The sequence below is a fragment of the Arthrobacter sp. ISL-65 genome (assembly GCF_018613795.1).
GTDB lineage: Bacteria > Actinomycetota > Actinomycetes > Actinomycetales > Micrococcaceae > Arthrobacter.
The window spans coordinates 31,008-44,188 of record NZ_JAGGPN010000055.1 but is presented as its reverse complement, the minus strand read 5'-3'; the positions used below and the strand labels follow the sequence as shown (position 1 = coordinate 44,188).

The following is a 13,181-nucleotide window of genomic DNA, read 5'->3' as shown; positions in this document are numbered from 1 at the left end:
CGAGGGCCGCCGTCGCTGCATTGCGACGGCGGCCCGCCCTGCATGCCCCTGAGTAGAGAACCAGAGTAGGACCCGACTAATGTCCTACTGATCTGCTTGTCGGGACCCCACAAAATCTTGGCCTCGATGGGGAATTAGCGTCAGTTCGGAGGAATATCCGCAGCCATCACACGCAAAGGACCCATCAATGACGATTCAGGCAAACGCGAGCGAAGACACAAGCCACGCGATTATCCCCGGCACCTTCCCCATCCTGGAAACCGCCCGGCAGCAGGTTCTCAAGGACGGTATCGGGCTCACCCAGGAGCAACTCGAGGAAGTGCTCCGCCTTCCGGACGAGGCCCTTCCCGCTGCCCTGCAACTGGCCCACGAAGTACGCCTTAAGCATTGCGGCGAGGACGTCGAGGTGGAAGGCATCATCTCCATCAAGACCGGCGGCTGCCCCGAGGACTGCCATTTCTGCAGCCAGTCCGGCCTGTTCGACTCCCCCGTCCGCGGCGTGTGGCTCGACATCCCGGAGCTGGTCAAGGCAGCGAAGGAAACCGCTGCGACCGGCGCCACCGAGTTCTGCATCGTCGCCGCCGTCCGCGGCCCCGACATCAAGCTGATGAACCAGATCAAGTTCGCGATCGACCGCATCAACGAGGAAGTGGACATCAACATCGCCTGCTCGCTCGGGATGCTCACCCAGCGCCAGGTGGACCAGCTCGCCGAGTGGGGCGTGCACCGCTACAACCACAACCTTGAGACGGCCCGCAGCTATTTCCCCGAGGTGGTCACCACGCACACCTACGAGGAACGCCTCGACACCTGCAACATGGTCAAGGCCGCCGGCATGGAACTGTGCTGCGGCGCCCTGATCGGCATGGGCGAAACCCTCGAACAGCGCGCCGAACTCGCCGCCCAGCTCGCAGCCCTCGAACCCCACGAGGTCCCGCTGAACTTCCTCAACCCGCGCCCCGGAACCCCGCTGGAGAACCAGGGCATCATGGACGGCAAGGACGCCCTGCGCGCCATCGCCGCGTTCCGGCTCGCCATGCCCCGGACCGTGCTGCGCTACGCCGGCGGCCGCGAGCTGACCCTGGGCGACCTCGGCACCCGCAACGGTCTCCTCGGCGGTATCAACGCCGTCATCGTCGGCAATTACCTCACCACGCTCGGCCGACCGGCGAAGGCGGACCTGAACCTCCTGGTCGAGCTGAACATGCCGATCAAGGAACTCCAGAAGACGCTATGACCGGGGTTTCGACAAGCTCAACCAGCGAGGTTTCGGTCACCGCGGTTTCGGCAAGCTCAACCAGCGGGGCCGCCTTTTGCGGGCACTGCGGTGAGCCGTACGACGGCGGCGACATCACGCCGTCGTACGCCCACCGGACGTGCGGCGAACGACTGGCCATGGAACCGCCGCGCTACTGCACCGCCTGCCGGCGGCGGATGAAGGTCCAGGTCACGCCGCTGGGCTGGTCAGCGGAATGTTCCCGACACGGGGTGCTGGTCCCGTGACGCGGGATTCGGAGCAGAATGACCTCATCCAGCGGGACCGCGCACGCCTGTGGCACCCTTACGCGCCGGCCTCCCCCGACCTTCCGCTGTATGAGGTTGAGGCGGCCGACGGCGTGCGGCTGCGGCTCCGCGGCGAAGACGGTACCCGGCACGAGGTAATCGACGCGATGTCCTCGTGGTGGTCGGTGATCCATGGCTACCGCAACCCGGTGCTGGATGCCGCTGCCAAAGCGCAGCTGGCGAAGTTCAGCCACGTGATGTTCGGCGGACTGACGCATTCCCCCGCCGTGGAACTGGCCGAGCGCCTGGTGGCCCTGGCCCCTGCGGCACCGGACCGGCCGGGGCTGGAGCGGGTGTTCCTCGCGGACTCCGGTTCGGTCGCCGTGGAGGTTGCACTGAAGCTGGCGGTGCAGTTCCAAACCGCCGTCGGCCATCCGCGGCGGCAGCGGTTCCTTAGCCTCCGCGGCGGCTACCACGGCGACACGTTCGCGGCCATGGGGGTCTGCGATCCGGTGGACGGCATGCACTCGGCCTTCCCCGGGCTGCTCGCCGGCAACCTCTTTGCGCCCCGTCCTCCGGCGGCGTCGGCGACACCGGAAGCGGTGCAGGCGTGGGCATCCGATGTGGCGGATCTCGCGGCCGCGCACTCCGCCGAACTGGCGGCGATCGTCGTCGAACCGGTGCTCCAGGGCGCCGGCGGCATGCACGCGTACCCGGGCGAGTGCCTGACAGCGTTGCGGCAGCTGGCGGACCGACACGGGCTGCTGCTCATCTTCGACGAGATCGCCACCGGTTTTGGGCGCACCGGCGAGCTGTTCGCGGCCGATCATGCCGGCGTCGTGCCGGACATCATGTGTGTGGGCAAAGCCCTGACCGGCGGGTACCTGACCCTCGCCGCCATGCTCTGCACCGCTGAGATCGCGTCAACGGTTTCCGCCGGCAGTGCGGGGGCGCTGCTGCACGGCCCCACATTCATGGGCAACCCGCTGGCCTGCGCCGTGGCCAACGCCAGCCTCGGCATTATCGAGACCGGCCGCTGGCGGGCCGACGTGGCCCGCCTCGGCACGGGCCTGGCGTCCGGGCTCGCCCCCGCCCGGGAACTGGCGGCCGTCCGCGATGTCCGCACCATCGGCGCCGTCGGGGTCATCGAGCTGCACGACGCCGTCGACGTCACCGCCGTCACCGCGGCAGCCATCAGCCACGGCATCTGGGTCCGCCCGTTCCGGAACCTCGTTTACACCATGCCGCCGTACATCAGCACGGCGGCGGACATCGCACAGATTACGGCGGGGATGACGGCGGCCGTCGCCGAGATCCACGAACTTCAGGTTCATGAAGCGGAGGTCCACGAGGCTCAGGTCCACGAACGGATTCCCGCCCGCTCCGGCGGTGCGTCATGAGCGGCGCCATGACCCAGTGGCTCGAGCGGCAGGCCGCCGTCAGGGAACGCCGGGGCCAGGTCCGCCGCCCGCTCCCCCGAGTTGCGCACGAGCAGTTCATCGACCTGGCCAGCAACGACTACCTCGGCCTTTCAACGGACCCGCGGGTTGCCGGGGCAGCCGCGGAGGCGGCGTCGCGGTGGGGCGCCGGCGCCACGTCCTCCCGCCTCGTGGCCGGAACAACCCAGCTGCATCTGGATCTCGAGCAGGAACTGGCCATGCTGGCCGGGATGGAAGCGGCACTGGTCTTCTCCTCCGGCTATCTGGCCAACATCGGGGTGATCACGGCGCTGGGCGGTCCCGGGACCCTCATCGTCGCGGACGAGCACTGCCACGCCTCAATGATCGACGGCTTCCGGCTCAGCCGCTCGCGCACCGAATCGTTCGCCCACAACAGCGTTGAGGAAGCCAGCCGCCTGCTCGCCGGCCGCACAGAACCGCGGGCGATTCTCGCCGTCGAATCCGTCTACAGCGTCCTCGGCGACGAAGCACCGCTCCCCGATCTGCTGGCCCTGGCCGAACAGCACGACGCCGTGCTGCTCATCGACGAGGCCCACAGCCTCGGCGTTACCGGCTCCGGCAGCTTCCAGGGCCGCGGATCGGTGGCCGGGACCAACCTCGCCGGGCACCCGAACGTCATTGTGACGGCCACTTTGTCGAAAGCCTTGGGAAGCCAGGGCGGGGCGGTCCTGGGATCCGCGCTGCTGCGCGAACACCTCCTCAACCGGGCCCGCGGCTTCATTTTCGACACCGGATTGGCTCCGGCGTCCGCCGCAGCGGCCCTCGCCGCGGCGCGGATCATCAGGGACGAACCGTGGCGGGCGGGATCCGTCCACGGCAACGCGGCGGCGCTTGCCGCCGGACTTGCCCCGGCATTTGCCAGCCGCGGCGCAAGCCCCGAGCGGACAGCCGGGGCCGTCCAGTCCATCCCCATGCCGTCCGCGGAATCTGCCCTGGCTGCCGCCGAGTCCGCGCGCCGCGCCGGCGTCCGGGTCGGCTGCTTCCGGCCGCCGTCCGTTCCGGACGGGATCTCGCGGCTGCGGCTCACCGCCCGAGCCACCCTCACGCCCGAAGAAATCGAAGACAGCAGCGCAGTGCTGCGCGGCATTTTGGAGGAACTTCCATGAGCCTTTCCCCCGTCATTCTGGTCACCGGAACGGACACCGGCGTCGGCAAAACCATCACGACGGCGGCCCTCGCCGCCGTCCTGCACGGAACGGGACGCAGCGTGGCGGTTTACAAACCGTGCCAGTCGGGTGCGGCCGACGGCGATTCCGACGCGGCCGAGATCGTACGGCTCGCCGGCGCCGTGACCGCCGAAGCCGGCGTCGTCCTGCAGGAACCCATGGCGCCGGTCGCGGCTGCCGCTGTGGACGGGACGCCGCTGCCTGCGCTGGATGCACACGCACGGCGGATCCGCGAACTCACCGCATCCCACGACCACGTCCTGGTGGAGGGCGCCGGTGGCCTCCTCGTGGAACTGGATTCCGACGGCGGCACCCTGGCGGACTTGGGATCGCTGCTGGCGGCGGTATTTGTGCTCGTCGCCCGGCCAGCGCTCGGCACGCTGAACCACACAGCCCTGACCCTCGAGGCGCTGTCCAGCCGCGGGCTCGGCGTCCTCGGGGTCGTGCTCGGCAGCTGGCCCGTCAGCCCCGACGCGGTACACCACAGCAACCGGCAGGTGCTGGGGTCACTGCGCGTGCCGCTCCTGGGTGCCTTGCCCGAGCAGGCCTCGGAATTATCCCCGGCTGATTTCCGTGCCGGCGCAGCGGCATGGCTGAACGGGTTGCCCGCATGATGCCGGCGTTGCGAACTGCCGAAGCGGCGGAGCGTCCGGCTCCGGCGGAGCCTCCCGGCGCGACCAGGTGCCCCTACCTCGTGGTCCGGGACCCGGAATCGGTCTGGGATGTCCTGCACCGGCCTGCCGATTTCAGCCCAGCGAATGCCCTGGTGGCGGTGACACCGCTGGAGGGACCCGCCCTGCGCGTGCTGCAGCGCGTGGGCTTTGCGTTGCCACCGGTCCTGGCCAGCAACGACACCGGAACGCATAGCGGAATCCGCAAGGTTGTGGCCGGATTCTTCACCCCCGCCACCGTCACCGCCATGGAACCGCGCATCCGGGAACTGGCAAGGCAAGCGGCGGGGAACGCCGCCCACCAGCTGCACCGGTCCGGACATACGGACCTCGTGCAGACGGTCGCAGCATTTCCCCCTGCGGTGGTGATGCTTGAACTCCTCGGGCTGCCCGTGCGGGATCTTGAGGCGCTCAAGCGCTGGGGGCTGGACTCCATGGAACTGTTCTGGGGCTGGCCGGACGGAGAGCGGCAGCTCGAGCTGGCCCTCAGCGCCGCTGAGTTCTATGTCTGGCTGCGCCGGCTCGTGGCCGAATCCGTGGACGCTCCGGGACGCAACCTCTTCAAGTTGCTGGCCGAGCATGGCCTGTCCAGGACCGAGATGTGCTCGCTCGGCTACTTCCTGCTGATCGCCGGCCAGGAAACCACCACCCAGCTGATCAGCACCACGCTGTTCCGGCTGCTGGAGGGTGCCACGCCCATGGGCTGGAAGGAAGCGGCCTCGGAAGCCGGCGCCAGGTCCGCGGTCAGGCATGTGCTCGCCACCGAGTCATCCGTCCCCACCTGGCGCCGCGTGGCCGCACACGACACCAGCCTCGGCGGTCAGCAGGTTCCGGCCGGCGCCGAGATCCTCCTTGAGCTGTCCGGCAACCAGATCACCGGAGGCGGTGCGCCTGCGGACCCTTCGCCGCATGCCGAGGCTGGGCGCGGACCTTCAAGCGGTCTCATTTTCGGTTCGGGCATCCATCGCTGTCTCGGGGCCAAGCTCGCCGAACTGGAAGCCAGCGTCATGGTGCAGGAAGCCGCGGCGGCGCTGCCGGGGATCCAGTTGCGGGATCACGAGCCGGAGTGGATCCGGCACCTGTCCTTCCAAGCGCCCCGGACCGTGAGCGTGATGAACGGTCCGGACTGACCGGCCTACAGGCGAAGACGGGTCGGGGCTAAAAGGACGCTGGCTAAAAGGACGCTGGCTAAAAGGACGCTGGCTAGAAGGACGGCACTGTGAATCCCAGGCCCAGCAGGCCGCGGCCCGCCTGTTCGAGGATCGGATCCAGGCTCAGGGTCGGGTGGTTGAGGAGGACATTCACGTCACGCTGGATCCGCTGCAGCGGATGCGAAAGCCGGTGGGCACTGCCTCCCGAGCCCGAGACGGTGAGCCGCACTGCTTCCTCCGCTGCCTCGCCGCTGAGGGCAAGGGAGAGCCGGTACTTGGCCCGCTCGTCTTTAGTCAGGCCCGACGGCTGGTGCTCAAGTGACGACGAAACGATGCGGAGCGCCTCCTGCCAGTGCAGGCGCGCCGTGGCACCCAATCCGAAGGCCTGCGAGAAGCGGGCCTGCGCCAAGGGTGAGTCCGCCTGGCGGTTGTCAATGGTGTTCTGCACCTTGCGCACCAGCATCTTTTCCCGGAACACGTCGACGGCGTACTCGGCGGCTCCCAGCGCGGCGGCGGGTGCCACCAGGTTCAGCAACGTTGCCATGGGTGTGTGGATCATCGGGTCCGAGTGAATTCGGCTGCCGGGATTGTCCGCTGCGCTCAGCAGCGCCCAGTCCATGGCCCGGTGCTCCGGAACAAACAGCTCCTCCGCCCGCAGGTCATTGCTGCCGGTCCCCCGCAGCCCGGCCGTGTGCCAGGCATCCAGCAACTCCAGCTCGGCGACGGGAACGAGACACTGCAGGCGGACGCCGTCGGACTGCACCGCCAGCAGGGCCCACTCCGAATGCATGACCCCGGACGCGAAGCTCCAGTGGCCCGAAATTGCGAATCCTCCCGGGACCTTCCTGGCCGTGCCCACGGGTGCACTCGTAGCCGCAGCCAGCGGAGCAGGCCCGTTGGCGAAGACTTCGTCCTGGACCCGCCGGGGCCAGCGGGCCAGCATCCAAACGTGCTCGATCAGGTGCCCGGCAGTCCAGGCAGTCGACGCACAACCCCTGGCCAGCCGCCGGATGACCTCAGCGTAGGTTTTCACGCCCATGCCGTATCCACCCAGCTCCAGCGGAGCCAGGATCCGGAACACGCCGGCCTCTTTAAGTTCGTTCATGGTGGATTCCGGGAGGCGGCGCAGCCGCTCAGTTTCCTCCGCCCGCTCGCGCAGCCGGGGAACCAGCTCGTCGACACGGCTTAGTATCTCGTCCTGACTGGGGACGGTGCCGGCTGTAGCCGGCGGTACGTGCCCGACGTCGGCCCCCGACAGTTCCAGCGTATGTGCGGTGCGGTCCCGCTTCGCCGCCAGGTAACCGTGGTTGGCCGGCGAGAGGTACACGCCGGTGGGAACCTGTTCGGCGACGTCGATGCCCAGAGCCGTCAGCTGTGCGGCCTTGTCCGGATTGTTACTCAGAAGGCGGATGCTTGTGGCGCCGAGGGCGCCCAGCATCTGCGCGGCCGCAGTGTAGTCGCGCTCGTCCTCGCCGTGGCCCAGGGCCAGGTTGGCGTCGTAGGTATCGAGGCCCGTGTCCTGCAGGGCGTAGGCGTCGAGCTTGGAATACAGGCCGATGCCGCGGCCCTCCTGGCGGAGGTAGAGCAGGAATCCGCCTGCTGCGGCGATCTCTTCGACAGCCTCGCGAAGCTGCGGTCCACAGTCACAGCGCTGGCTGCCGAACACGTCGCCGGTCATGCATTCGCTGTGCAGCCGGACCAGCGGCACGTCATGGGCGAGGAGCGTCTGCTCCCACTGGCCCAGGGCGAGCAGCAGGTGCTCCTTGCCGTCCACGAGGCCGCGGAACGTCAGCACCTCGGCCGTGGTGCTGAATCCGTCCGGAAAGCGCAGCGGCACAGTTACCTGGCTGCGCACAGTGGCCATGGGCAGGGCCGCGGCCCGCAGGGTAGTTTCAACACAAGCGGTCATCAGAGTTCCTCGACATTTCAGGAGATTACTTGAAGCTTGAACTAACCTTAGCGCCGATTAGTTCAAGCTTCAAGCATTTCCGGTTGTCGACTCCGCGTGCCGCTTGCGGCGGCAGAATTTACATGAGCGTAACAGTGCCGCGTTGACTGATATGTGATCACAGATTACATTAGACGTGATGGCGACCACATCACGTGCGAAGCGCCCTGGTCCTCCCAATTTCTCCGGCTGGATCAGACCCTGCACAAGCACTCCCTTCTCCAAAGACGAAGGCGAAATCCACGTTGCCACCCTGAACGCAAGGAGCCACAGGTGTCTTCCATCAAGAACCACAGATCACCCAAAGACGATGCCGCGGCCACGGCCACGGCCTATAAGCGCCGCTTCCTGACCAGGCTGACAGCTGTCCTGGTCGGAGGAATGTTCCTGGACGGCTACATTCTCGGGATCATCGGCACGGTGATCGGCACCATCTCCACGGAACTGAGCTTCACCCCGTTGTGGGAGGGCTTGATCGTTGCCTCGTCGCTGCTCGGGATCCTGGTTGGCTCGCCCGTCGGGGGCTGGCTCGGGGACAAATTCGGCCGCAAGCCACTGTTCATGATCGACATGGGCATCTTCCTCGTCGGCTCTGCTCTCCAGTTCTTCGTCCATGAACCCTGGCAGCTGTTCCTGGTCCGGCTGCTGATGGGCATTGCGGTCGGCGTCGAATACTCGGTCGGCTGGCCGCTGATGTCGGAGTTCGCTCCCGCCAGAATGCGGGGACGCTTGATGGGCCTGACGCTGGTTGCCTTCTACGTTGGCTTCATGGTGGCGTTCATTGTCGGCTACGCACTGACCACCACCACCTCTGTGGACTGGAGGATCATCCTCGGCTCCAGCACCCTTCCTGCCGTGATCCTGTTCTTCGCTCGCTTTGGACTGCCGGAGTCGCCGCGTTGGCTGTGGAGCAAGGGCCGCCACGACGAGGCCCGCGCCGTCGCGTACAAGTACATGGAAAACGCCGGCGACATGAACGACGTCGAGCACGAGCATGACCGGCCGGAGGGCCGCGTCAAGATGCTGTTCTCCCGCCGTTATTGGCGCGCCACTCTGTTCTGCTCCATGTTCTGGCTGTGTGCCGTCACTCCCTACTTCGCGATCGCCACCTTCGCCGAGAGCGTGCTGAAGGGATACGGACTCAGCCAAGGACTCGCTGGCGGGGTAGGGCTCTCGGCGGTCGCCACCGCGGGTGTGATCCTCACCGTGATCCTCATCGACCGGGCCGGCCGGCGCTTCCTGACCGTCCCGCCGCAGTGGCTGTGCTTCGTGCTCCTGCTGATCATCGGACTGTGGGCGGGCGCACCCGCCTGGGTTGTGCTGGTTTGCTTCCTTGCCTTCTCATTCTTCAATGCGGGGTACAACACGCTGACAGGGATCTACCCCGGAGAGGTCTTCCCGACCGAAATCCGCGGGATCGGAACCGGGTTCGCCACTGCCGTCAGTCGTTTGGGAGCCGGCGCTGGAACCTTCCTGCTCCCTTGGTCCATGGTGACCTACGGGCCGCAGGTCACCATGCTGATGGCCGCAGGGCTCACTCTCGTCGGTGCCATCCTGTCGCAGTGGCTGGCTCCCGAAACCAAAGGAAAGTCCCTTACCGAGACGGCCGCAGGGTTCTCGCACTAAGCCGGACGGCCCCCTGTTTGAAGTGGCGACTCAGCTGCCCTCCGCCTACCGGGTGGAGGGCAGCTCTGCGTCATCCTGAGTGGTCCGCGGGTAGGCGATCATGAGCACTGCCGACACAATCCACAGGGCACCCACTGCGCCGAGGATAACGGCGCCACCGGTTCCGGTGGCCGCGCCTGCCAGCGCTGCACCGGCTGCCGTGGCGCTCACGCGCAGGCCGGCACTGACCGTAAAAATCTGGGATCTGAGGTGCGGCGGGCTAAGCCGGTTGCGCAGGGAGAGCATCGCTGCAGTCGAGGATGCGGTGAAGGCTCCTGATAATCCTATGGTTATGAGAGTCCAGCTTGCCCCGAAATCCAATGCAGCACCGATGGTCAGCAACCCCGTGGCGAAGAAACCCGCCATCATGACTGCGTGGGGGCGGCTGCGCGTGGGCCGGGCCGCCTCGATGAGGGCACCGAGAAGGCTGCCGACGGCGAAGACTGTCACGACGGTTGCCCCGTCCTTGGGTGAACCGATCCGTTCAATCGAGAGCGCAACCGCTGCGATTGCTAAACCGCCCTGGCCAAACTGGGTGAGTGTGGACGCGGCGGTCATCACGGCTAAAGGACGGTGGCTGAAGATTCTGTGCAAACCGGCCTTGACCGCCTGCCAGGGTGAACCCCCGGCGCGCGCATGGGGGCGAAGCCCGACGGCGCGTACGGCCACAGAGCCCAGGGCGGCACCGGCCGCCAGCGCCAGGAGACCGACCTGGGCGGGCAGGAACGCCGCGATCAGGGCGACAAATGCCGGGCCGGCCACGGCCGAGACGTTGTAAGAGAGGGCATCGTAGGCGAATGCCCTGCGTACATCGGGAATCGCACCGAGAACGAAACTTGACAGCCCGCCCATGTAAAAGGGCGAGACCGCTCCAGCCGCAGCCAGACATGCGAACGCAACCGGCAGTGGTACCTGGCCGAGGAAGGCGGTCAACCCGAAGGCGACGGCGGTAAGCATTCCGGAAGCCGCCACCAGCAGGCCCGGACGACGGGCTCTGTCGAGGGCTGCGCCTGCCAGCGGGGCCGCGAGGACGCTGGGGCCCAGTGACGCCGCAACCAGCGCTCCTCCCATGGCGACATCGTGTAATTGCTGCACGGCAAGAATGGGGAGGGCAACGGCGGAACCGGCACTCGCCATTCTGGGTGGGACAGAAGCGGCGAGGTATCCGAGCGCGCCCATTGATAGTCAGACCCCTTCAGGCCATTGGATTTGCTTCACCTAGATGTGCGAGCACTAGTCAGAAAAAGGGACAGCATTCCTGCCGCCCGGAAATAGTGAATCACGTTAAAGCTGCAGGCACCCCGGTCCGAAGACCCGGGGCGCCTGCAGGAGGAACTCAAACGGAGGCTTCCACCTGCCGGACCGTCCGGTCACTGTCAGTGGCAACCGGCGGGCCGGTCTCCGGAGCGCCCTCTTCGTTCGCTGAAGGGGCCCAGATGTCTCCGAGCGTGAAGCCGTTGGGGAAGGGGTCCTCAGGATCGAGCACATAGGTGCTGAACCCGGTGATCCATGCCTGGCCACTGATCCGGGGAACGACGCCGGTGCGGCCGGCGATCTGTACTTCTTCCACAAGCTCACCGGTGTAGACGGTGCCCAGGACGCCCTCGTGCCGGAAGGGCTGCTTGAGTCCGAGTTCGCCCTTTGCGTGCAGTGTGGCCATCTTGGCGCAGGTGCCGGTACCGCAGGGGCACCGGTCAACACCGCCGGTCCAGGTGGCGGGGTTGCCGAAATCAACCGGGCCGCTGGCTACCGTGACGGCATTCCTCCGGTCGGCGTTCGGGTTGTCGGTGACGCCGGAGAGCTGGGAAATGGTGATGCCGATGCCAGGGTAGTCAGGGTGCTCCACCGGCAGCTGGTCCTGCGCCGCCTTGAGGATGAGGGAAGAAATGCGCGTAATGTCCCGGCCACGTTCCGGGACAAGCTCGAGGGATCCGAACTGCGCCACGTCGGCAATGACGTAGAACATGCCACCCCAGGCCACGTCGACCGTAACCTTCCCAAGCTCGGGAACGTCAATGACCACGTCGGTGTAAACAGAGAATGCGGGCACATTCTCAAAGGTCACCTGCTTGACCTTGCCGTTGCGGCATTCAGCCTTGATGGCGATGAGGCCCGCAGGCGCTTCGAGCTTGAATTCCGTGAACGGTTCCTGCATGGGGATCATGCCCGTCTCAAGCAGGACCGTCGCCACCGCAATGGTGTTTCCGCCGCTCATGACGGGGTATTCCACCTGTTCCATGATGATGAATCCCGCCGCCGCCGCCGGGTGCTTCGGCGGAACGATCAGGTTGCAGCACAGCGGCGGGTACCCGCGGGGCTCGCGCAGCATCAGCATCCGGATCTGATCGTCATTCTCTTCGAGCCACTTCATCTGCTCGTACACGGTGTTACCGGGGATATGGGGCACGCCGCCGGTAATAACGCACATCGGTTCCCCGGAATGGGTCTCCACAGCCTGAATCATCCGCTTAAAGCTCATGCTCTGTACCTTCCTGTAAGCGTTTGAACAAGTGTTCAGTCACGCGCGCTGGCCGTGCAATGCCCGGCCGGCGCTTGATTCCGTATTCGCGGCCTGTTCCAGGCGGTGGAGTGTGTCGGCGTCGATCTCCACCTGTTCGGGCAGTTGGGTGAGCTCCATGGCCGGCAGGCGTACCCCGTGCTCGTCGCGGAGGTTTTCCAATTGCCTGGAGAGGCGGTCGGCCGAACCGGTGAAATTGGCGGGGTCGATGCACAGGACAAAGACGCCGATGCCGGGCGAGGTGCTGCCACTGTCGAAAGGTGCCGCGTCCAGGGAGAACGAGGCGCCGGAGAGGGTGGCAAGGATCTCCACCAGCAGGGCTATGTTTCCGCCGCGATGCCCGCCGAAGGGCAACAGGGTTCCCGCCAGGGCTTCATTGGCATCCACCGTTTGTTCCCCGTCGGCGGCCAGCGCCCAGCCCGCAGGAATGGGGTTCCCGGCGTCGGCCGCGCGCCGAATGTTCACGAACGCGGTGGAGGAGGATGCCTGGTCGATGACCATGGGCATGCCGCCCGGCCGGGGAATGCCGTAGGCCAGCGGGTTGGTGCCGAGGATGCGCTTGGGAGCTCCTCCGATAGACATGAGGGCCGGGCTGTTGGCTGACGCCATGGCGATGTAACCCTGCTGCGCCACCTTGCGTGCGTAATAGCCCAGCTCGCCGCAGGTATAGGAGTTGCGGATCCACAGCGCGGCGATCCCGGCCTCGTGCGTAGCCTCAAGCAGATCCCTGAAAGCCGCCTGGAAGGCTGCCTGGGCAAGTCCGTTTCCTGCATCGACATCGATGACGGCAGGCGCCGCACGGCGGACCTTCGGTTCGGCGCCGGCGGCAATCCGGCCCTGCCTGTAGCCGTCGAGGTAATCGAAGAGATGTCCCACACCAACGGCGCGGTTGCCAACAAGCTCGGCTTCTACCGTCGCGCTCGAGAGGACTTTGGCATCCCCTGGACGGGCGCCGGAGGCCAGAAGGGCACGCTCGCACAATGCTGCAAGTTCTTCTTTGGAGATGGTGCTCACTGGCAGTTCAGTCCTCTCATCGGGACACGCTGGAAGGTGTCGGCGGCGAAGCGGGGCAGCTCTGGCACCCTGTGGCTCGCCTCAC

11 protein-coding genes are annotated in these 13,181 nt (G+C 66.6%); 7 read left to right on the top strand and 4 right to left on the bottom strand.

Annotated features, from left to right (window positions below; translation table 11 throughout):
• The first annotated feature begins 187 nt into the window (after window positions 1–187).
• From bioB to J7I85_RS22130, 6 genes are read left to right on the top strand one after another with little or no spacing between them, the layout of a single operon-like run.
• Window positions 188–1,237: a biotin synthase BioB gene (gene bioB, locus J7I85_RS22155; protein WP_214857324.1), complete on the top strand. Its 1,050-nt coding sequence runs from the start codon at window positions 188–190 to the stop codon at window positions 1,235–1,237.
• Window positions 1,234–1,503 (top strand): hypothetical protein, encoded by a 270-nt coding sequence (locus J7I85_RS22150; protein ID WP_214857322.1) that lies wholly within the window; start codon window positions 1,234–1,236, stop codon window positions 1,501–1,503. The genes bioB and J7I85_RS22150 overlap by 4 nt, the downstream gene beginning before the upstream one ends.
• Window positions 1,473–2,903: an adenosylmethionine--8-amino-7-oxononanoate transaminase gene (locus J7I85_RS22145; protein WP_214857321.1), complete on the top strand. Its 1,431-nt coding sequence runs from the start codon at window positions 1,473–1,475 to the stop codon at window positions 2,901–2,903. The genes J7I85_RS22150 and J7I85_RS22145 overlap by 31 nt, the downstream gene beginning before the upstream one ends.
• Before the next feature lie 8 nt (window positions 2,904–2,911).
• On the top strand, window positions 2,912–4,069 hold the full coding sequence (locus J7I85_RS22140) for an 8-amino-7-oxononanoate synthase (RefSeq protein ID WP_214857313.1): 1,158 nt from the start codon (window positions 2,912–2,914) through the stop codon (window positions 4,067–4,069).
• A complete protein-coding gene (gene bioD / locus J7I85_RS22135; RefSeq protein ID WP_214857311.1) occupies window positions 4,066–4,743 on the top strand; it encodes a dethiobiotin synthase in 678 nt (225 codons plus the stop codon). The genes J7I85_RS22140 and bioD overlap by 4 nt, the downstream gene beginning before the upstream one ends.
• Window positions 4,719–5,930, top strand: coding sequence for a cytochrome P450 (locus J7I85_RS22130; protein WP_308159610.1), 1,212 nt, complete (start codon window positions 4,719–4,721; stop codon window positions 5,928–5,930). The genes bioD and J7I85_RS22130 overlap by 25 nt, the downstream gene beginning before the upstream one ends.
• Before the next feature lie 73 nt (window positions 5,931–6,003).
• Here the strand turns inward: J7I85_RS22130 and ribA are convergent, their stop codons facing one another.
• The gene (gene ribA, locus J7I85_RS25820; protein ID WP_308159609.1) at window positions 6,004–7,860 is read right to left on the bottom strand and encodes a GTP cyclohydrolase II RibA; all 1,857 of its coding nucleotides are present in this window, start codon (window positions 7,858–7,860) and stop codon (window positions 6,004–6,006) included.
• Between the two features lie 312 nt (window positions 7,861–8,172).
• Between ribA and J7I85_RS22120 the strand changes: the two genes are divergently transcribed.
• Window positions 8,173–9,525 (top strand): MFS transporter, encoded by a 1,353-nt coding sequence (locus J7I85_RS22120; protein ID WP_308159608.1) that lies wholly within the window; start codon window positions 8,173–8,175, stop codon window positions 9,523–9,525.
• Window positions 9,526–9,570: 45 nt separating this feature from the next.
• Here the strand turns inward: J7I85_RS22120 and J7I85_RS22115 are convergent, their stop codons facing one another.
• The 3 genes from J7I85_RS22115 to J7I85_RS22105 form a co-directional block, all read right to left on the bottom strand.
• Window positions 9,571–10,701, bottom strand: coding sequence for an MFS transporter (locus J7I85_RS22115; protein ID WP_374102518.1), 1,131 nt, complete (start codon window positions 10,699–10,701; stop codon window positions 9,571–9,573).
• A 199-nt stretch (window positions 10,702–10,900) separates the two neighbouring features.
• A complete protein-coding gene (locus tag J7I85_RS22110; RefSeq protein WP_214857307.1) occupies window positions 10,901–12,043 on the bottom strand; it encodes a proline racemase family protein in 1,143 nt (380 codons plus the stop codon).
• Window positions 12,044–12,082: 39 nt separating this feature from the next.
• Entirely contained in the window at window positions 12,083–13,096 is a 1,014-nt protein-coding gene (locus J7I85_RS22105; protein ID WP_214857306.1) for an Ldh family oxidoreductase, read from the bottom strand.
• Between the last annotated feature and the right edge of the window lie 85 nt (window positions 13,097–13,181).